General features: G+C 70.2%; 18 protein-coding genes and 1 riboswitch. Of the genes, 10 read left to right on the top strand and 8 right to left on the bottom strand.

The window, feature by feature from the left end:
* Nucleotides 1-19: 19 nt before the first annotated feature.
* Complete coding sequence (locus tag ACIRHA_RS25485) at nt 20-421, bottom strand: hypothetical protein (protein WP_403849999.1); 402 nt, start codon at nt 419-421, stop codon at nt 20-22.
* A 187-nt stretch (nt 422-608) separates the two neighbouring features.
* On the opposite strand from ACIRHA_RS25485, the gene ACIRHA_RS25480 reads away from it, so the two are divergent.
* The 6 genes from ACIRHA_RS25480 (at nt 609) to ACIRHA_RS25455 (ending at nt 7,773) form a co-directional block, all read left to right on the top strand.
* The gene (locus ACIRHA_RS25480; protein ID WP_326014682.1) at nt 609-1,229 is read left to right on the top strand and encodes a heme-copper oxidase subunit III; all 621 of its coding nucleotides are present in this window, start codon (nt 609-611) and stop codon (nt 1,227-1,229) included.
* A gap of 81 nt (nt 1,230-1,310) precedes the next feature.
* Complete coding sequence (locus ACIRHA_RS25475) at nt 1,311-2,120, top strand: c-type cytochrome (RefSeq protein WP_403849997.1); 810 nt, start codon at nt 1,311-1,313, stop codon at nt 2,118-2,120.
* Nucleotides 2,117-3,181 carry a Rieske 2Fe-2S domain-containing protein gene (locus ACIRHA_RS25470; RefSeq protein WP_403849995.1) on the top strand — a complete coding sequence of 355 codons (1,065 nt, stop codon included), beginning with the start codon at nt 2,117-2,119 and terminating at the stop codon, nt 3,179-3,181. The genes ACIRHA_RS25475 and ACIRHA_RS25470 overlap by 4 nt, the downstream gene beginning before the upstream one ends.
* Nucleotides 3,178-4,818, top strand: coding sequence for a cytochrome bc complex cytochrome b subunit (locus ACIRHA_RS25465; protein ID WP_403849992.1), 1,641 nt, complete (start codon nt 3,178-3,180; stop codon nt 4,816-4,818). The genes ACIRHA_RS25470 and ACIRHA_RS25465 overlap by 4 nt, the downstream gene beginning before the upstream one ends.
* Before the next feature lie 133 nt (nt 4,819-4,951).
* Nucleotides 4,952-6,016, top strand: coding sequence for an anthranilate phosphoribosyltransferase (gene trpD, locus ACIRHA_RS25460; RefSeq protein WP_403849990.1), 1,065 nt, complete (start codon nt 4,952-4,954; stop codon nt 6,014-6,016).
* A 74-nt stretch (nt 6,017-6,090) separates the two neighbouring features.
* Nucleotides 6,091-6,207: riboswitch (SAM riboswitch) on the top strand.
* 180 nt (nt 6,208-6,387) lie between these two features.
* Nucleotides 6,388-7,773 carry an aminotransferase class V-fold PLP-dependent enzyme gene (locus ACIRHA_RS25455; protein WP_403849987.1) on the top strand — a complete coding sequence of 462 codons (1,386 nt, stop codon included), beginning with the start codon at nt 6,388-6,390 and terminating at the stop codon, nt 7,771-7,773.
* Here the strand turns inward: ACIRHA_RS25455 and ACIRHA_RS25450 are convergent.
* From ACIRHA_RS25450 to ACIRHA_RS25420, 7 genes are all read right to left on the bottom strand, one after another.
* Nucleotides 7,725-8,927, bottom strand: coding sequence for a glycerate kinase (locus ACIRHA_RS25450; RefSeq protein ID WP_403849985.1), 1,203 nt, complete (start codon nt 8,925-8,927; stop codon nt 7,725-7,727). The two genes, ACIRHA_RS25455 and ACIRHA_RS25450, sit on opposite strands and share 49 nt — an antisense overlap.
* A 19-nt stretch (nt 8,928-8,946) precedes the next feature.
* Nucleotides 8,947-10,359 (bottom strand): SLC13 family permease, encoded by a 1,413-nt coding sequence (locus ACIRHA_RS25445; protein ID WP_403849983.1) that lies wholly within the window; start codon nt 10,357-10,359, stop codon nt 8,947-8,949.
* A 162-nt stretch (nt 10,360-10,521) separates the two neighbouring features.
* On the bottom strand, nt 10,522-11,190 hold the full coding sequence (locus ACIRHA_RS25440) for a response regulator transcription factor (protein ID WP_403849980.1): 669 nt from the start codon (nt 11,188-11,190) through the stop codon (nt 10,522-10,524).
* Nucleotides 11,187-12,731, bottom strand: a complete 1,545-nt coding sequence (locus ACIRHA_RS25435; RefSeq protein ID WP_403849978.1) for an ATP-binding protein — start codon at nt 12,729-12,731, stop codon at nt 11,187-11,189. Before ACIRHA_RS25435 ends, ACIRHA_RS25440 begins: the two co-directional genes overlap by 4 nt.
* Entirely contained in the window at nt 12,631-12,939 is a 309-nt protein-coding gene (locus ACIRHA_RS25430; protein WP_403849976.1) for a small secreted hydrophilic protein, read from the bottom strand. The genes ACIRHA_RS25435 and ACIRHA_RS25430 overlap by 101 nt, the downstream gene beginning before the upstream one ends.
* Nucleotides 12,940-13,033: 94 nt before the next feature.
* A complete protein-coding gene (locus ACIRHA_RS25425; protein ID WP_403849973.1) occupies nt 13,034-13,315 on the bottom strand; it encodes an Lrp/AsnC family transcriptional regulator in 282 nt (93 codons plus the stop codon).
* Nucleotides 13,312-14,055, bottom strand: a complete 744-nt coding sequence (locus tag ACIRHA_RS25420; RefSeq protein WP_403849970.1) for a rhomboid family intramembrane serine protease — start codon at nt 14,053-14,055, stop codon at nt 13,312-13,314. Before ACIRHA_RS25420 ends, ACIRHA_RS25425 begins: the two co-directional genes overlap by 4 nt.
* A gap of 112 nt (nt 14,056-14,167) precedes the next feature.
* Between ACIRHA_RS25420 and ACIRHA_RS25415 the strand changes: the two genes are divergently transcribed.
* The 4 genes from ACIRHA_RS25415 (at nt 14,168) to ACIRHA_RS25400 (ending at nt 18,363) form a co-directional block, all read left to right on the top strand.
* On the top strand, nt 14,168-14,407 hold the full coding sequence (locus ACIRHA_RS25415; RefSeq protein ID WP_403849967.1) for a hypothetical protein: 240 nt from the start codon (nt 14,168-14,170) through the stop codon (nt 14,405-14,407).
* Nucleotides 14,408-14,439: 32 nt separating this feature from the next.
* A complete protein-coding gene (locus tag ACIRHA_RS25410; protein ID WP_403849964.1) occupies nt 14,440-15,792 on the top strand; it encodes an NYN domain-containing protein in 1,353 nt (450 codons plus the stop codon).
* Nucleotides 15,793-16,093: 301 nt separating this feature from the next.
* Nucleotides 16,094-17,119 (top strand): NlpC/P60 family protein, encoded by a 1,026-nt coding sequence (locus ACIRHA_RS25405; RefSeq protein ID WP_403849961.1) that lies wholly within the window; start codon nt 16,094-16,096, stop codon nt 17,117-17,119.
* Between the two features lie 212 nt (nt 17,120-17,331).
* A complete protein-coding gene (locus ACIRHA_RS25400) occupies nt 17,332-18,363 on the top strand; it encodes an NlpC/P60 family protein (protein ID WP_403849958.1) in 1,032 nt (343 codons plus the stop codon).
* The last annotated feature ends 22 nt before the right edge of the window (nt 18,364-18,385 follow it).

Below are 18,385 nucleotides of genomic sequence, written 5' to 3'. Positions count from 1 at the left end.
CCGGTTCGTGCGGGGCGCCTCAGGCGCCGACAGCGAGCCGGGAGCGCAGCAGGGAGGCCAGTGCCCCGGCGAACTCCACGGGCTCCACAGGGAGCGTCACAGCCGCCTCGGCGCGGCTCCACGTCGCCAGCCACGCGTCCTGCGGGCGGCCGATCAGGAGCAGCACCGGCGGGCAGTGGAAGATCTCGTCCTTGATCTGCCGGCACACGCCCATACCGCCCGCGGGAGCGGCCTCGCCGTCCAGGACGCAGACGTCGATCCCGCCGCGGTCCAGCTCCTTCAGGACGGCCGGAAGCGTCGCGCACTCGATGAACTGCACCTCTGGGACGTCGGACGCGGGCCGCCGGCCGGTCGCGAGGCGCACCTGCTCCCGGGTGTTGGCGTCGTCGCTGTAGACCAGAACCGTCGCGGTCGACTGCATCGTTCCTCCGAAGACTTCGGCGTCCAAGGGCGTCTGTACGGTGATCCGTGCCGCGGAGCCTACTCCTCCCGACACCCCGTCAACACCGGTTCGCACGCGGCTCCGATGGGCCATATGGGCTGGACACACCACCCAGACACTCCGAACGGCACCCCCCGGAGTGAGGGCGAGATAAGCGACCGACATAATGTCGGTCGTGGCGACAGCAACGACAGTAGAAACCGGGCACGCGCACCCGTCGGTCAATCGACCGAACCTCACCAGCGTCGGAACCATCATCTGGCTGAGTTCCGAGCTGATGTTCTTCGCGGCCCTCTTCGCGATGTACTTCACCCTGCGATCGGTGACCGGACCGGATCACTGGAAGGAAATGGCGCATGCGCTGAATCTTCCGTTCTCCGCGACGAACACCACGATCCTGGTGCTCTCCTCACTCACGTGCCAGATGGGCGTGTTCGCCGCTGAGCGCGGCGACGTGAAGAAGCTCCGGTCGTGGTTCATCGTCACCTTCATCATGGGTGCGATCTTCATCGGCGGTCAGGTCTACGAGTACACCGAGCTGGTCAAGAAGGATGGGCTCTCGCTCTCCTCCGACCCGTACGGCTCGGTGTTCTACCTGACCACCGGCTTCCACGGCATGCACGTGACAGGTGGCCTCATCGCCTTCCTGTTCGTCCTCGGCAGGACGTACGCGGCCCGGAGGTTCACCCACCATCAGGCGACGGCCGCCATCGTCGTGTCCTATTACTGGCACTTCGTGGACGTCGTCTGGATCGGTCTCTTCGCCACGATCTACCTGATCAAGTAGCTCGACGAGCACAGCATCGGGCGAAGTACCCGACACATTTCCGCAGCACCGACGCAGAAGATCCTGACACCGGGGTAATCCGTGAAAAAGCTCTCCGCACGACGACGCCATCCGCTGGCGGCGGTCGTCGTCCTACTCCTCGCGCTGGCGGCCACCGGGGGGCTGTACGCCGCGTTCGCGCCGGCGGACAAGGCGCAGGCCGATGAAACCTCCCAGTCCCTCGCCATCGACGAGGGCAAGAAGCTCTTCTCCGTGGGCTGCGCCAGCTGCCACGGAACCGGCGGTCAGGGCACCTCCGACGGGCCGAGCCTCGTGGGCGTCGGCTCCGCCGCCGTCGACTTCCAGGTCGGTACCGGCCGTATGCCGGCCCAGCAGCCGGGCGCGCAGGTCCCGAAGAAGAAGGTCATCTACACGCAGGCCGAGATCGACCAGCTCGCGGCGTACGTCGCGTCGCTGGGTGCCGGTCCGGTCACGCCGACCGACAAGGACTACAGCGCCAACGGCGCGGACATCGCCAAGGGTGGCGAGCTGTTCCGCACCAACTGCGCCCAGTGCCACAACTTCACCGGTGAGGGTGGCGCACTGACACACGGCAAGTTCGCACCGAGCCTTGAGGGTGTAGCCCCGAAGCACATCTTCGAGGCCATGCAGACGGGCCCGCAGAACATGCCGTCGTTCCCGGACACGACGATGACCAAGCAGAACAAGCAGGACATCATCGCGTACCTCGACGCGGTCAATGGTGACAAGTCCGAGAGCCCCGGCGGTCTCAAGCTGGGCGGGCTCGGCCCGGTCAGTGAGGGCCTGTTCGCCTGGATCTTCGGGCTCGGCGGTCTGATCGCCGTCGCCATCTGGGTTGCCGCTCGGACCGCAAAGGCCAAGAAGTCATGAGTAGCCAAGACATTCCAGAAGAGAACCTGCCCGCAGAGCAGGAATCCAACGAGGGCACAGTGCACGGCTCGGTCGCGGTGAAGGACGAGCCCTTCACCGACCCGGGTCTGCCGCCCCACGAGCACCGGATCCAGGACCTCGACGAGCGGGCCGCCAAGCGGTCCGAGCGCGTCGTCGCCTTCCTGTTCATGGTGTCGATGCTGGCCACCGTCGGCTTCATCGCCTCGTACGTCACCATCGACGTCGATACGAGCGTCTACATCTTCCCGCTGGGTCATATCAGCGCGCTGAACTTCGCGCTGGGCATGACTCTCGGTGTGGCGCTGTTCTGCATCGGCGCGGGCGCGGTCCACTGGGCCCGCACCCTGATGTCCGACGAAGAGGTCATCCAGGAGCGCCACCCGATCGAGGCGGAGCCCGAGGTCAAGGCGAAGGTCCTGCAGGACTTCGCCGACGGTGCCCGCGAGTCGCAGTTCGGCCGGCGCAAGCTGATCCGCAACACCCTGTTCGGCGCGCTGGCGCTGGTGCCCCTTTCCGGTGTGGTCCTGCTTCGCGACCTCGGGCCGCTGCCCGAGAAGAAGCTGCGCACCACGTCGTGGAAGAAGGGCCTGACCCTCGTCAACATGAACACGAACGAGCCGCTGCGTCCTTCGGACATCGCGGTCGGCTCGCTCACCTTCGCCAAGCCCGAGGGCCTGGAGGAGCACGACGAGGACTTCCAGGTGAACATCGCCAAGGACGCCCTGATGCTCGTCCGGATCCAGCCGGAGAACATCAAGGACAAGCAGGAACTCGAGTGGTCCCACGAGGGCATCGTGGCCTACTCGAAGATCTGCACCCACGTGGGTTGTCCGATCTCGCTGTACGAGCAGCAGACGCACCACGCTCTGTGCCCGTGCCACCAGTCCACCTTCGACCTTTCCGACGGCGCCCGGGTGATCTTCGGTCCTGCCGGTCACGCGCTGCCGCAGCTGCGCATCGGCGTCAACGCCGAGGGTCACCTCGAGGCCAAGAGCGAATTCGCTGAGCCCGTCGGCCCTGCCTTCTGGGAGCGCGGATGAGTACTACGACCACGAACGACGCGCCTGCGCGCGAGAAGGCACCGGCCGGCGAGCGCGTAGCCGACTGGGCCGACGGACGTCTGGGGATCTACTCCCTGGCCAAGTCCAACATGCGCAAGATCTTTCCGGACCACTGGTCCTTCATGCTCGGCGAGATCTGCATGTACAGCTTCATCATCATCATCCTCACGGGTGTGTATCTGACGCTGTTCTTCCACCCGTCGATGAACGAGGTCACCTACGACGGCAGCTACGTCCCGCTCCAGGGGCAGCTGATGTCGGAGGCCTTCAACTCGACCATGCACATCTCCTTCGATGTGCGCGGTGGTCTGCTGATCCGTCAGATCCACCACTGGGCCGCGCTGATCTTCCTCGCGGGCATGTTCGTGCACATGATGCGCGTGTTCTTCACGGGTGCGTTCCGCAAGCCGCGTGAGGTCAACTGGGTCTTCGGCTTCCTGCTGTTCGTCCTGGGCATGTTCACCGGCTTCACCGGTTACTCGCTCCCGGACGACCTGCTCTCCGGCACCGGTGTCCGCTTCATGGAGGGCGCGATCCTGTCCGTGCCGATCGTCGGCACGTACATGTCGTTCTTCCTCTTCGGCGGCGAGTTCCCCGGCGGCGACTTCGTCGCGCGGTTCTACTCGATCCACATCCTGCTGTTGCCGGGCATCATGCTCGGCCTGATGGCGGCGCACCTGATCCTGGTCTTCTACCACAAGCACACGCAGTTCGCGGGTGCCGGAAAGACCAACAAGAACGTCGTCGGCATGCCGCTGCTCCCGGTCTACATGGCCAAGGCGGGTGGCTTCTTCTTCCTGGTCTTCGGCGTCATCGCGGTGGTCGCCGCGATCGCCACGATCAACCCGATCTGGGCCATCGGTCCATACCGTCCCGACCAGGTGTCCACGGGCGCCCAGCCGGACTGGTACATGGGCTTCTCCGAAGGCCTGATCCGTGTGATGCCTGGCTGGGAGATCGACTTCTGGGGTCATACGCTCGTCCTGGGCGTGGCCATCCCGCTGGTCGTGATCTTCCCGCTGGTCCTGGTCGCGATCGCGGTCTACCCGTTCATCGAGTCCTGGGTCACCGGCGACAAGCGCGAGCACCACATCCTGGACCGCCCGCGCAACGCTCCGACGCGTACGGCCTTCGGTGTCGCGTGGATCACCTGGTACATGGTGCTGCTCATCGGTGGTGGTAACGACCTCTGGGCCACGCACTTCCACCTGTCGATCAACGCCATCACCTGGTTCGTCCGGATCGCGTTCTTCGTCGGACCGGTCATCGCGTTCATCGTCACCAAGCGGATCTGTCTCGGCCTCCAGCGCCGCGACAAGGACAAGGTGCTGCACGGACGCGAGTCCGGCATCATCAAGCGCCTGCCGCACGGTGAGTTCGTCGAGGTGCACGAGCCGCTCGACCAGGAGGCCCTGCACACCCTCACGGCGCACGAGCAGTACGCGCCGGCCGAGATCGGCCCGACGGTCGACGAGAACGGTGTCGAGCGCAAGGTCTCGCGGCTCCAGAAGCTGCGCGGCAAGCTCTCGCGCGGTTACTACGGGGAGAACAACCAGATCCCGAAGCCGACCGCCGAGGAGTACAAGGAGATCACCAGCGGCCACGGCCACCACTGATCTCTGATCCGTCGCTGCAAGCCACCGCGGGAGCCCTCGTCCAGTGCCTGGACGGGGGCTCTTTGCGGTCCTGATACCTGGATAGGGTGGGACCGCAGCACCTTTCAACCCACAGATGCACACAGGAGCGGCCATGAGCGCTTTGAACCCCGCTGGAGGCAACACCTCGGCGGACCGTTCCTGGCCCGCCGTCCTGAACGGCCTGCTGGAGGGCCGTGACCAGAGCGCCGACGACACCGCGTGGGCGATGGACCGGATCATGCGGGGCGAGGCGACCGACGCGCAGATCGCCGGGTTCGCGGTGGCGCTGCGCGCCAAGGGCGAGACCGTGCAGGAGATCTCCGGTCTCGTACGCGGCATGTACGAGCACGCCAACGTGATCGAGGTGCCCGGCGAGACCGTCGACATCGTCGGCACGGGCGGGGACGGCGCGAAGACCGTCAACATCTCCACCATGGCCGCCATCGTGATCGCGGGTGCGGGCGCCAAGGTCGTCAAGCACGGCAACCGCGCCGCCTCCTCGGCCTCCGGCTCCTCCGACGTACTGGAGAAGCTGGGCGTCAATCTCGACCTGTCGCCGAAGCGGGTGCCCGAGGTCGCGGAGGAAGCCGGCATCACGTTCTGCTTCGCCATAAAGTTCCACCCCGCGCTGCGCTACGCGGGCGCCGCGCGCGGCCAGCTCGGTATCCGCACGGTCTTCAACCTGCTGGGCCCGCTGACCAACCCGGCCAAGGTGAAGTCGCAGGCCGTCGGCGTCGCCGATGCCCGGATGGCGCCGATCGTGGCCGGGGTCTTCGCCGAGCGCGGCAACTCGTCCCTGGTGTTCCGCGGCGACGACGGCCTCGACGAGCTGACCACCACGGGTTCCTCGCGCGTGTGGGTGGTGCGGGACGGCGCCGTGCGCGAGGAGTCCTTCGACCCGCGCGACGTCGGCATCGACATCGTGCCCATCGAGGCGCTGCGCGGCGGCGACCCCTCGTACAACGCGGAGGTCGCCCGGCGCCTCCTCGACGGCGAGCGGGGGCCCGTGCGCGACGCGGTGCTGCTGAACGCGGCGGCGGCCCTGGTCGCCGTGCGGCCCGGCGAGGGCACGCTCGTCGAGCAGATCAGGGCGGGCATGGACCGGGCCGCCGAGTCGATCGACTCCGGAGCGGCGAAGTCCGCCCTGGAGCGGTGGGTGGCGGCCAGCAACAGGTGAGTGTGGCGCCCACCGCGGTCCGGATGCCGGACAGCGGTGGGCACCGGCAAGATCGTGTGGCAAGATGCTGCGCAGGTCATGAGTGACAGCGATTAAGCCCCGGCTCGCTGTCCGGCAACCCTCCGTCCGTGGCGGGGTGCCCCGGGTGAAGACCAGGCCGTGGACAGCAAGGTCCATGGCAAGCGCGGACCCCTGCGAACAACCCTGGGGTCCTGGTCCTCAAGGGAGCAGTCTCGTGAGCAAGCGAATGCGATAGGGCGTTTCGGCCCCGCCTCCGCGTACCTGTTTCATCTTTCTTTCCATGCCGTCGAGCCGCGTCCGGTTCTGGTTCCGGCATGGTCAATTCGCTGATCGCGCCAGGGAGTTCACCCATGTCTGTTTCCGTCGACGCCGCCGCCTGCACCTCGTCCCCTTCCGGGATCGCAGCCCCGCTTCCGGTCCTCGGCCGGGACGTCACCGTGCCGCTCGTCACCGGTGGCGAGGTCACGTACGCCGCCCTCGACTACGCGGCCAGCGCGCCCGCCCTGCAGCGGGTGTGGGACGACGTCGCCGCCTACGCGCCGTACTACGGCAGCGTGCACCGCGGCGCCGGGTATCTGTCGCAGCTGTCCACCGACCTGTTCGAGAACTCCCGGGTCGCCGTCGCCGAGTTCCTCGGCTGCCGCGAGGACGACCAGGTCGTCTTCACCCGGTCGACCACCGACTCGCTCAACCTGCTCGCCGCCGCGCTGCCCGCCGACTGCGAGGTGTTCGTCTTCGAGACCGAGCACCACGCCTCGCTGCTGCCGTGGCGCGACGCCCGCGTGACGTACCTGAACGCGCCGCGCACCCCGGACGAGGCCGTCGCCACGCTGGAGCGCGCCCTCGCCGGCCGTGACCCCCACGGCCCGGCCCTCGTCTGCGTCACCGGTGCCTCCAACGTCACCGGTGAGCTCTGGCCGGTGCGCGAGCTCGCGGCGGCCGCTCACGCGCAGGGTGCCCGCATCGTGCTCGACGCCGCGCAGCTCGCGCCCCACCACCCCGTCTCCGTAAAGGAGTTGGATGTGGACTGGGTCGCCTTCTCCGGGCACAAGCTGTACGCGCCCTTCGGCTCGGGCGTGCTCGCGGGCCGCTCCGACTGGCTGACGGCGGCCGAGCCCTATCTCGCCGGTGGTGGCGCCTCCAAGAAGGTCGCGCGGCGCGCCGACGGCGGCGTGGACGTCGAGTGGCACGCCACCGCCGCGCGCCACGAGGCCGGTTCGCCGAACGTCATCGGCGTGTACTCCATCGCCTCCGCCTGCAAGGCACTCACCGAGGCCGGGTTCGACAACCTCGTCGCCCGCGAGCAGTACCTGATCCGCAAGGTCCAGGAGGGGCTCGCGGCCGTGCCCGAGGTGAAGGTGCTGTCGCTGTTCGGGGACGACGCGCCGCGGGTGGGCGTGCTGTCCTTCGTCGTCGACGGCTGGAACTCCTCGCACTTCGCCGCCGCGCTCTCCGCCGAGTACGGCATCGGGGTGCGCGACGGCCTGTTCTGCGCCCACCCGCTGGTGCGCACGCTGCTCGGCTCCGACCCGCAGCAGCAGGGCGAGTGCGGTGCCCCGGAGGCCGCGCCGGGCGAGAAGTCGCTCAACGCCATCCGCGTCAGCTTCGGCGCCGGGACGCCCGACGAGCACGTGGAGCGGTTCGTGTCCGCCGTGACGGAGCTCGTGCGGGACGGCGCCCGCTGGAACTACCGCACCGAGGACGGGCGCTGCGTGCCGGACACCACCAACGCCTGATCCCTCGGGGTGAGCCGGCTGCCCAGCAGGATCATGCGCAGGGCCCGCTCGGTGGCATCCGTGAGGAACTCGCCGCCCCGGCCCAGCGCCTCCGCGAGCGTCACAGGGGCGGGCAGGATCGAGCTGTAGGCGTCGACCCCGGTCGCCGTCACCGTGTGCGCGCCGTCGCCGATGGTGCCCGCGAGGGCGAGCACCGGGCGGCCGAACCGCTTGGCGCGGCGGGCCACTTCGGCGGGGACCTTGCCGCGCGGCGTCTGGTGGTCGAGGGCGCCCTCGGCGGTGACGACCAGGTCGGCACGGGCGAGGCGGGCGTCCAGGTCGAGGTGGTCGAGGAGGACGTCGAAGCGGGGGAGGAGTTCGGCGCCGAGCGCGGCGAGGCCCGCGCCGAGTCCGCCGGAGGCGCCCGTGCCCGGCCCGCTGAACAGGTCGGTACGTACGCCCAGGTCGCGCGTCAGGACGTGCGCCCAGTGCTCAAGGGCGGCCGCAAGCTGCTCGACCTGCGTGGGCGTCGCACCCTTCTGCGGGCCGAACACGCGGGCGACGCCGCGCTCCCCGCACAGCACGTTGAACGGATTGCAGGCCACCCGGATCTCGGTGTCCTTCAGACGCGGGTCGAGGCCGCTCGGATCGATACGGTCCAGGTGCATCAACTCCCTGCCGCCCAGCGGGAGTTGCATGTCGTACGGGTCGAGCAGTCGGGCGCCGAGTGCCTGCAGCGCGCCCGCGCCGCCGTCGGAGGTGCCGGAGTCGCCGCAGCCCACGAGGATGCGGCGGGCGCCCGCGTCGAGGGCCGCGCGGATCAGCTCGCCGACGCCGTACGTCGTGGTGGCGCTCGGGTCGCGCAGCTCGCGCGGGACGAGGGAGAGCCCGGCGACGGCCGCCATCTCGACGACCGCGGTGCCGTCAGGGAGCAGCGCGAAGTGCGTGCCGACGCGCTGGCCGACCGGGCCCGTGGCGGGCAGGGCGACCAGGCGGCCGCCACCCTCGGCCGCGAGCGCGCGGGCCGTGCCCTCGCCGCCGTCGACGAGGGGGATGAGGTCGGTCACGGCGTCCGGCACCACACGGCGTACACCGGAGGCGATGGCCTCGGCGGCGGCGCCCGCGGACAGGGACTCCTTGAAGCCGCTGGGGGCGATGGCGAAATGGGTCAACACGTCGGTCTCCAGGGTGGGTTCAGCGGACGGGCACGCCGAGCAGCGGCCACAGCGTGAGCGCGCACAGCAGGACGGCGGCGGCCGTCAGCGGGGCCAGGACGGCGGAGAGGCGCAGCAGGTCGCGCGGGGTATAGGTGGGCACCCCGGGTATCTGGGCGAAGAGCGTCACCGGCTTCGCGGACGCGGGCAGCGTGTGGCAGAAGCCCGCTGCGGCGGTGGAGGCGAGGGCGGCGGCGACCGGGTTGACGCCTGCGCCGACGGCCGCCGCCACGACCAGCGGTACGAGCACGGAGGAGCGGGCCGAGCGGGACTGGAGGATCAGGTGGGCGGCCGTGCTCACCGCGATCACCACGGCGAGGAACAGCCACGGCGGTACATCCAGGGGGACCCCGCCGACCAGCCACTTCGCGGCGCCGGACTCGGCGAGCGCGACGCCCATCGCCATCGTCGCCGCCATGAACAGGAGCAGCGACCACGGGACCGTACCGAGCGCGTCCTTCAGGCGTACGGTGCCGAGCGCGGGGGAGGCCGCGACCACCGCTCCGATCAGCGCGACGACGGCGGGCGGCACCTGGTGCAGCGGCTCACTGCACCACAGGGCGACGACCGTGGCGAGGAGCAGCGCGCAGCGGGTCTCGGCCGGCTCCCAGGGCCCGGTGACCGGCTGCTCGCTGTGCTCCTGGAGGTCGTCCATCGTGATCCGCACCGGGCCCGCGCGGTCCGCGCGCCGCGTCGTCGTCAACAGGACGGCTTCCGCCGCCAGATGGGACGAGACGACGGCGAGCGGCAGCCCGAGCAGCAGCCACTGCGTGAAGCCGATCCGCTCGCCCGTCGCCTCCCACAGGACGGACACCGTGATGAGGTGCGCGCCCGCTCCGATCAGTGTCGCGACGGCGGAGAGCAGGATGACCGTGGGGAAGAGCAGCGCCAGCATCACGACGAGTCGACGACGGTCGGCCAGCACCTTCGCGAGGGCGAGGAAGACGGGCAGCGCGAGCGCCGCGCGGCCCGAGGTGGCCGGTACCGCGAAGGCGGTGACGACGAGCGCCGCCGTCGTCAGATGCGTCAACTGCCGTACGCCGCGCGCCCCGCTGACCAGGAACGCCGCCGCCCGCCCCGCGAGCCCGCTGCGGGCCACGGCGGCGGCAAGCACGAACGCGCAGATCAGCAGCCACACCGTCTCGTCGCCCAGGGTGCCGAAGAGGGTCTCGCTGCTGATCACGCCCGTCGCGGTGAGCGCCAGGCCGGCGCCGAGCGCGATGTACGTGTCGTCGATCGACGTGCCGATCCACGCGCAGGTCGCGAACGCGAACACGCCAAGCGTGAGCCGGGCGTCACCGGTCAGACCGGGGAAGTTGCCGGGGACCACGAGCAGCGCGCAGATACTGAGGGCGATGCACAGGGTCGCGGCGTCACGAAATTTCAGGGTCACACGGCTCAGCGTGGTGCGGCGCGGTGAGCCCTCAATGAGGGCTACATGAAGGGAAATTCACCGCGGGTATCAAGTGCCGCCTATCAAGCCCCGCCGGCGCTTGAGGCGCGGGGCCCGGGGCAGAGCCCCGCAACCGCAACCCCTCTTGACCGCAACACGACCTCACGGCGACTCCGGCAACCGATACCCCACCCCCCGCACCGTCTCCACATGCCGAGCGCCCAGCTTCTTCCGCAGCGCCCGCACGTACACGTCCACGATGTTGGACCCGGGATCGAAGTCGTATCCCCACACGTGGGACAGGATCTGCTCACGCGACAGCACCTGCCCGGGATGGCGCAGGAACAGCTCCAACAACACGAACTCACGCGCCGTCAGATCCACCGTCCGCCCCTCCGCCCGCGCCCGGCGCGTGCGCAGGTCGAGCGTGAGATCCCCGCTCCCCAGCATCGTCACCTCAGGAGTGCCGGAGGCAGTCCGCAGCCGGAGCCGCACGCGCGCGAGAAGTTCCTCGAAGCGGAACGGCTTGGTCATCCAGTCGTCGGCGCCGCCCTCCAGACCCGCCACCGTGTCCCGCACCGAGTCCCGCGCGGTCAGCACGATCACCGGCGTCGTCACCCGCGCCTCGCGCAGCTGCCGCAGGACCGTGAAACCGTCCCGGCCCGGCAGCCCGATGTCCAGGACGATCAGGTCGAAGCCGCCGGTCAGGGCGTAGTCGTGGGCGGAGTCGCCGTCCCCGACGACCGTCGTCGTGAAGCCGCCCGCGCGCAGCCCCTTCTCCACGAAGGAGGCGATTCGCTCCTCGTCCTCCACGATCAGGATGCGGTTCACTTCGGCTCCGTCCGGTCGAGTACGAGGGTGAAGGTGGCGCCACCGCCGTCGGTGCGGCTCAGTTCGGCGTGGCCGCCGTGCCCCTGGGCGATGGCCTGGACGATCGCGAGGCCGAGCCCGGCGCCCGCACTGCGTGAGCCGCGCCGCGCGGTGCCCCGCCGGAACCGCTCGAAGATCACCGCGGCGTCCTGGTCCGTGACACCGGGCCCGGCATCGGCGACATACAGCTCGACCTGCTCGCGCCCCACCCGGCCGTGCACGAGCCGCGAACCGATGCCTATGCGCTGACCCGGCACGGTGTGCTGCACCGCGTTCTGCGCGAGCTGGACCATCGCCTGCGTGATCCGCTGCGGGTCCAACTCGGCCTCGGTGTCGGCGACCTCGGCCAGCTCCCAGTCCCGCTCGCCGAGCGCCCGCGCCTTGACGAACACGTCGGCGGTCAGCTCGGCGAGCTGCACCGGCTCCGGCGTCACGAAGTCCGGGCGCTCCGCCTTCGCCAGGAGCAGCAGGTCCTCGACGATGCGGCTCATCCGGTCCAGCTCCTCCATCACGATCCGCACCGTCTCCTCGCGCTCGCGCGGATCTTCGCCCATCAGCTCCAGATGGCCCCGGACGATGGTGATGGGCGTACGCAGCTCGTGCCCGGCGTCGTCGACGAACTCGCGCTGCGCCGCGAACGCCCGCTCCAGTCGGTCGAGCATCCCGTTGAACGTCTCGGCGAGCGCGGCGATGTCGTCCCTGCCCTGCACCGGGATGCGCCGGGTGAGGTCCTGCTCGGTGAGCTGCGCGGCCGTCGTGCGCACGAGGCGTACGGGGCGCAGGATGCGGCCCGCGACCGCCCAGCCGATGCCGGTCGTCATCAGCAGCGCCACCCCGGAGATCGCGAGCAGCATGTGGAAGACGCCCTCCGCCTTGGCCTGTTCGCGCTCCGGGTGGAAGGCGACGACGAACGCCGCCGCGGGCCGGCCGTCGCCCGCCCCGATCTCCACCTTCGACCAGCGGATCACGCCGCCGGGGCGGTCCAGGGTGCCGGTGGCGTCGGGGGAGCCGAAGACGGCGCGCAGGCCCGCCGGGTCCTGGGCGAGCGCGTGGTCGACGTCCGGCGCCCGGGACTGCTCTTTCTTGGCGGGGGTGCGGTCCGAGCCGCGGTCGACCAGGCCGAGCAGCTCCTCGTCCGGGTCGGCGTACTGCCGCTCCAGGTGCAGCTTGAGCAGCGGGTCCGGGTCGGTGAACCGCTCGCCGCTGCGCGGGTCGACGCCCCTGCGCACGAAGTTGGCGAACTCGCCGGTCTCCTGCGCGAGCAGCCGGTCCACGCGGTGGTCCACATCGCGCAGCAGCACCGAGCGGGTGGTGGCGGCGACCGCGGTGAGCGCCACCGTCATCACGACGAGCAGCCACAGCAGGATGCGGACGCGGGCGGAGACCCACCGGTGCGCGGGCTCAGCCGTCGTCGCCGGGCCCGTCGTCGTCGGAGCCGCCGCGGTCGTCCGCTCCGTCGTTTCCGTCGTCGGCGTCGTCGTCTGTGCCGGGCGTGCTGTCATCGGCTGAGGGATTCTCGCTCACCGGTGGCGGGGACACCGTCTCGTCACTGGGCGTCGGGCGCGGCGAGGGTGAGCCGCTCTCCAGCTCCACCTTCGGCGGCGACTTCGGGGGATCCGGGCTGTCGGTCAGGGCGTAGCTGGTCGCCGCGATGCCGAGCGGGATCGCGACGACCGCGGCGAGGGCCGCCATGCGGTGGGAGAAGGCCATGGCAGCCAGGCTCGGCGGCGTACCGCGGCGTCAGCATGAACCGGGGATGAAGAAACCTTCATACAGGACCTTCATACAGCTGCCGCGAAGGGCGTTACGCGTCGAGGCCGATCGAGAACGCCGCCTCCAGGTCGTGCTGCGAGTACGTACGGAACGCGACGTGCGTGTCCGTGCCCTCGACGCCCTGGATCTTGCTGATCTTCCCGGGGATGACGTCCGCCAGATCGTCGTGGCGGGCGACCCGGACCATGGCGATCAGGTCGTAGGTACCGGTGACGGAGAAGACCTCGCTCACGTTCTCCAGTGCCGCGATCGACTCGGCGATCTCGGGGATCCGGTCCACGCTGGTCTTGATGAGCACGATCGCGGTGATCACGGCTGGCTGTCTCCCTCGGTGGCCGTGGCATGGGTCGCCTCAACTCTAGCCCGCCCTCTGTACCTCACCCACGCCCACAGGAACCCGACGGAGAACCCCACCAGGTGCGCCAGATACGCCACGCCCGGCCCCTGGCTGACCTGTCCCGCCGCCACCCACTGCAGTGCCACCCAGAACGGCAGCACCACCCATGCCGGAAACCGCAGCGGCAGGAAGAGGAGAAAGGGAAACAGGCTCGTCACGCGCGCTCCGGGGAACAGGAAGAGGAACGCGCCGAGTACCGCCGAGATCGCCCCGGACGCGCCGACCAGGCTCTGGTCGGAATCGGCGTGCGCGAGCGTGTACCCGAGAAGCGCCAGATAGCCGCTGACTCCATAGAACAGGGCGTACGAGAGGCCGCCCATGCGTTCCTCGACCATGGCCCCGAACACGTAGAGGAAGAGCATGTTGCCCAGCAGGTGCAGCCAGCTGCCGTGCACGAACAGGGCCGTGAGAGGGGTGAGCAGGGCCCGCGCCGAACCGTCGAACAGCTCGCCGGGGACCACGCCCCAGCGCTCGAAGTAGGCACTCTGCGCGGCGAGCAGCTGGTCCCCCGTGCCGTAGCCGGGGTTCAGACCCGAGGCGGGGGACAGCACGAAGACCACACAACAGACCGCGATGATGCTGTACGTGACCGGAGCCGGATGACCTCTGAGGAATGCGGTCAGCCTGTCGATCGCGGAGCGCCCATTGCCGATCATGGACAGAGCATGACGCAAGGCGGGGAGCGGGCGGCGCACGGCAGGCCGTAGGGTTACGGGCAATAAAGCAGCACCACGCAATCCGTATGCATCCGGAAGAAGGCACCACTCGATGACGGTTCCCCTGCCGACCGCCACCACCCGCTGGCGCTGCACCCTGTGCGGCAATCTGACGCGGTTCGACGTCACGCGGTCCTCGAAGGTCGTCGAGTACATGCACCTGGACCTGGCCGGTGAGCCGAAGGTGGAGGAGCGCGAGGTGGTCAGTGAGACCATCGAGTCGGTGCGCTGCCGGTGGTGCAACGCGGTGGATCAGGTGGAACTGGTGGACAGGCCGGGCGCCGACTCCTGAGGAGCGGCTCCACAGCGACATTGGGGTGACGGATGGTGGAGAGCACAGGCGGGGAGGCCGGGGAGGGCGGCGCCGCCGAGGTGCTCGACCGCCCGCTGCCCGAAGGGGTACGACGACGGGTCGTGCAGATCGCGTCGGACGGTTTCGGCGGTCTGACGGTAGGTGAACTTCCGTCTCAATTGCGGCAGTACGCCCGTTTCACCCCGACCCGGCGGATGAAGTTCGCCGGTAACGCGATGGCCGCGGCCCTGGAGAGCGACCCGCTGTTCCGGCAGCGGATCGGGGAGCGCCTGCGGGACGCGCAGTCCGAGCTGGCGGCCGCCCTGGAGGCGGGGTCCCCGCCGCCCGCGGCCGATCCGCTCGACGTGGCGGCGGCCGCGTATGTGCTGCGGCCCGTCGGCTGGGTGAAGCTCGTCGCCGCCGCGGGCGAGGACGCGGAGCGGGCCGACGCCGAGCGGGCCGACGACGAGACCCGCGCCGAACTCGAGCGGCTGCGCGCCGAGCTGGCCGAGGCCAGGGCCCACACCAGGACCGAGACGGAGCGGCTGCGCGCGGAGTCCGACGCCGCCAAGCGCGAGGTCGCCGCCGTCGAGCGCAAGCTGCGGGCCGCGCTCAGCGACGTGAAGCGCGGCGAGGCCGCCGTGCGCAAGGCGAGGGCCGAGACCGACGCGGTGCGCGCCGAGGGGCAGGCCCAGGTGTCCGCGGCGGAGAGCGAGACGCGCCGGCTCAAGTCGCGGCTCGGTGAGGCCGAGTCGGCCCTCGAGTCCTCCCGCCGGGCGGCCCGCGAGGGGCGCAGCATCGAGGACATGCGGGTGCGGCTGCTCCTCGACACGGTCCTGGACGCGGCCCAGGGGCTGCGCAGGGAGCTCGCGCTGCCGCCGGTGTCCACGCGGCCCGCCGACTCCGTGGACGCCGTCGAGCCGGGCCGGATGACGCCGAAGGACATCGCGGCCCGCGCCCTGCACGAGCACGACCCGGCGATCCTCGACCAGTTGCTGGCGCTGCCGCAGGCCCACCTCGTCGTCGACGGGTACAACGTCACGAAGACCGGGTATCCGACGATGCCCTTGGAGAAGCAGCGGCTGCGCCTGCTCGGCTCGCTCTCGCAGCTCGCGGCGCAGACCGGGGCCGAGGTGACGTGCGTCTTCGACGGGGCCGAACTCGCCGCGCCCGTACTGCTCGCGCCACCGCGCGGGGTGCGGGTGCTGTTCTCCAAACCGGGGGTCACGGCGGACGAGCTGATCCGCCAGCTCGTGCGCGCCGAGCCGTCGGGGCGCCCCGTCATCGTCGTGTCGACCGACCGGGAGGTCGCGGACGGCATTGCGAAGGCCGGGGCGCGCCCTGTCGCCTCCGTGGTGCTCCTGAAGCGACTGTCGCACGGCTGACGTTCCCCCAAAAGAGGCTCCGAGTTACTTAAGTCACACGCGCAACATCCGTGTCGAATGCCCGAATTGGCGAAACCTTCACGCAACGTAGCGTCAAGCGGACATCACTGCATGTGAGTTGAGTGCAAAGAATGCAGCGAGTGACGGAGTTTTTTCTCTGAGGGATTTGAACTGATCACGAAGAGGTCACTAAGGTCGGCTCGAACCTCCGCTCGGGTGATCACTCATAAGGGGTGACGGTGGAGGGGCACCGCCCGCCGGAGCCTCGGTAGGCGGCTGGAGGAAGAAGGAGCTCGCCTTCGTGGCGTCCCACCGTCGACCCAAGCAGCCGAGCCGCACCCGCGTGACCGTGCTCACCGCGACCGCCGCCGCTGCCGTGGCCCTCACCTCTCAGGCCGCCAACGCAGCACCGAAGCCCAGCAAGAGCGAAGTCAAGGCCAAGGTCGACAAGCTCTACGAAGAGGCCGGTCTGGCGACCGACCACTACAACGGGGCCAAGGAGAAGCAGAAGAAGCTCGAGTCGGAGATCGGCGATCTCCAGGACAAGGTCGCCCGCGGCCAGGACGACCTGAACGAGCTGCGCTCCGGCCTCGGCACGCTCGCCGGGCAGCAGTACCGCTCCGGTGGCATCGACCCCTCGGTCCAGCTGTTCCTCTCCTCCGACCCGGACAGCTACCTCGACAAGGCCTCGACGCTGGACTCGCTCAGCGCCCAGCAGCTCGAGTCGCTGAAGAAGGTCCAGGAGAAGCAGCGCACGCTCGCCCAGGAGCGCGCCGAGGCCTCCCAGAAGCTCAAGGACCTCGCCGACACCCGCACCGAGCTCGGCAAGAAGAAGGACCAGGTCCAGGGCAAGCTCGCGGAGGCCCGCAAGCTGCTCAACACGCTGACCGCCGAGCAGCGGGCCAAGATGGCCGCCGAGCAGGAGCGCGCCAGCCGCGACTCCGCCAGCCGCGTCGACCTCGGTGACGCGCTGCCCGCCTCGGGCCGCGCCTCCGCCGCCCTGTCCGCGGCCGCCTCCCAGATCGGCAAGCCGTACGTCTCCGGCGGTTCGGGCCCCAACTCCTACGACTGCTCGGGCCTGACCCAGTGGGCGTACAACCAGGCCGGTGTCTCCATAACCCGGACCACGTACACGCAGATCGGTGAGGGCACCGAGGTGCCCAGGAGCCAGCTCAAGCCCGGCGACCTGGTCTTCTTCAACAACACCGAGCACGTGGGCCTGTACGCGGGCAACGGCCAGGTGCTGCACGCCCCGCACCCCGGTGCCAGCGTGCGCTACGAGTCGATGGACACGGTCGGCCCCTACCAGACGGCCCGCCGCATCTGACCCGTCCCAACCTGCCCTGGAAACGCGCCCGTTCGGGCGAATTCCGCAGACCCGCGCTGACCCCCGCGCCCCGCCCATGACCTGCGTCAGAGGCGGGGCGCCGCGCTGCGTGTCCCCTGAACGGTCTTTGGTCAGGCGGTAGTCGCCCGACTACTGTCGGCGCGCATTCCCCCGATCACGGGGGTCCGTCAGCGGAAGGGGAGCGGCTACCCGTGGGTTCTCATCGCCGTATCTCGCATTCTCGGCACTCGGGCCTCGACCGGAGTACGCGTGCGACTGTTCTGGGAGTGGCCGCGGCCTCAGCTGCCGCGGCCCTTGGCGCAGCCCCCGCGGGCGCCGCGCCGCAGGACAGGCCCGCGGGCAAGGCCGCGGTGGACCGTCTGTACGAGCAGGCCGAGAAGGCCACCGAGGCGTTCAACCGGGCCGACGAGCGCGCGGACAAGCTCCGCGAGGAACTCGCCGACACCCAGGACCAGGTGGCCCGCGGGCAGGAGCGGATCAACGCGATGCGGCGCGCGCTCGGCGTGGTGGCCGGCGCCCAGTACCGCTCCGGCGGCATGGACCCCGCGCTCGCCCTGATGCTCTCCTCCGACCCGGACGGCTACCTCGACAAGGCCGGCACGCTCGACCGGATCGGCGCCCGGAACGCGGGCGAGCTCGTCGAACTGCGGGGCGCCCAGCGCGATCTGGACCAGCGCAGGGCCGAGGCACGGACCGAGCTCGCCGAACTGGAGGCCAGCCGCAAGGCCGTCCGGCAGCACAAGCAGACCGTCGAGAAGAAGCTGGCCAAGGCGCGGCGGCTGCTCAACGCGATGCCGGGCGGGGAGCGGGCCGCGTACGACCGGGCCGCGCGCGGCGGGGCCCGCCCCGATCTGGCCGGTGCGGGACCCGCCTCCTCCGCCCGCGCGGCCGCCGCGCTCGCCGCCGCCAAGTCGGCGCTCGGCAAGCCGTACATCTGGGGCGCGACAGGCCCCTCCGGCTTCGACTGCTCGGGCCTGATGCAGTGGTCGTACGGGCAGGCGGGCGTCGGTCTGCCGCGCACCTCGCAGGCGCAGCGGTACGCGGGTCAGCAGGTGCCGGTGTCCCAGGCGCAGCCCGGCGACCTCGTGGCGTACGGCTCCGACGCCCACCACATCGCCATCTACGCGGGCAACGGCCAGGTGATCCACGCGCCGCACCCGGGCGCCCCGGTGCGCTACGACCCGGTGGGCATGATGCCCGTCTCATCCGTGACCCGGGTCTGAGGCTCCTCGTACGACTTCGCCG

The organism is Streptomyces sp. NPDC102360, assembly GCF_044766085.1.
Taxonomy (GTDB): domain Bacteria; phylum Actinomycetota; class Actinomycetes; order Streptomycetales; family Streptomycetaceae; genus Streptomyces.
This window is presented reverse-complemented; position numbering and strand designations above follow the sequence as displayed.

Bases quoted from the DNA above. Each gene is read 5' to 3' on its own strand.
- ACIRHA_RS25485 (WP_403849999.1), bottom strand. From the start codon at position 421: ATGCAGTCGACCGCGACGGTTCTGGTCTACAGCGACGACGCCAACACC.
- ACIRHA_RS25480 (WP_326014682.1), top strand. From the start codon at position 609: ATGTCGGTCGTGGCGACAGCAACGACAGTAGAAACCGGGCACGCGCAC.
- ACIRHA_RS25470 (WP_403849995.1), top strand. From the start codon at position 2,117: ATGAGTAGCCAAGACATTCCAGAAGAGAACCTGCCCGCAGAGCAGGAA.
- ACIRHA_RS25465 (WP_403849992.1), top strand. From the start codon at position 3,178: ATGAGTACTACGACCACGAACGACGCGCCTGCGCGCGAGAAGGCACCG.
- trpD (WP_403849990.1), top strand. From the start codon at position 4,952: ATGAGCGCTTTGAACCCCGCTGGAGGCAACACCTCGGCGGACCGTTCC.
- ACIRHA_RS25455 (WP_403849987.1), top strand. From the start codon at position 6,388: ATGTCTGTTTCCGTCGACGCCGCCGCCTGCACCTCGTCCCCTTCCGGG.
- ACIRHA_RS25435 (WP_403849978.1), bottom strand. From the start codon at position 12,731: ATGACAGCACGCCCGGCACAGACGACGACGCCGACGACGGAAACGACG.
- ACIRHA_RS25430 (WP_403849976.1), bottom strand. From the start codon at position 12,939: ATGGCCTTCTCCCACCGCATGGCGGCCCTCGCCGCGGTCGTCGCGATC.
- ACIRHA_RS25420 (WP_403849970.1), bottom strand. From the start codon at position 14,055: ATGATCGGCAATGGGCGCTCCGCGATCGACAGGCTGACCGCATTCCTC.
- ACIRHA_RS25415 (WP_403849967.1), top strand. From the start codon at position 14,168: ATGACGGTTCCCCTGCCGACCGCCACCACCCGCTGGCGCTGCACCCTG.
- ACIRHA_RS25410 (WP_403849964.1), top strand. From the start codon at position 14,440: ATGGTGGAGAGCACAGGCGGGGAGGCCGGGGAGGGCGGCGCCGCCGAG.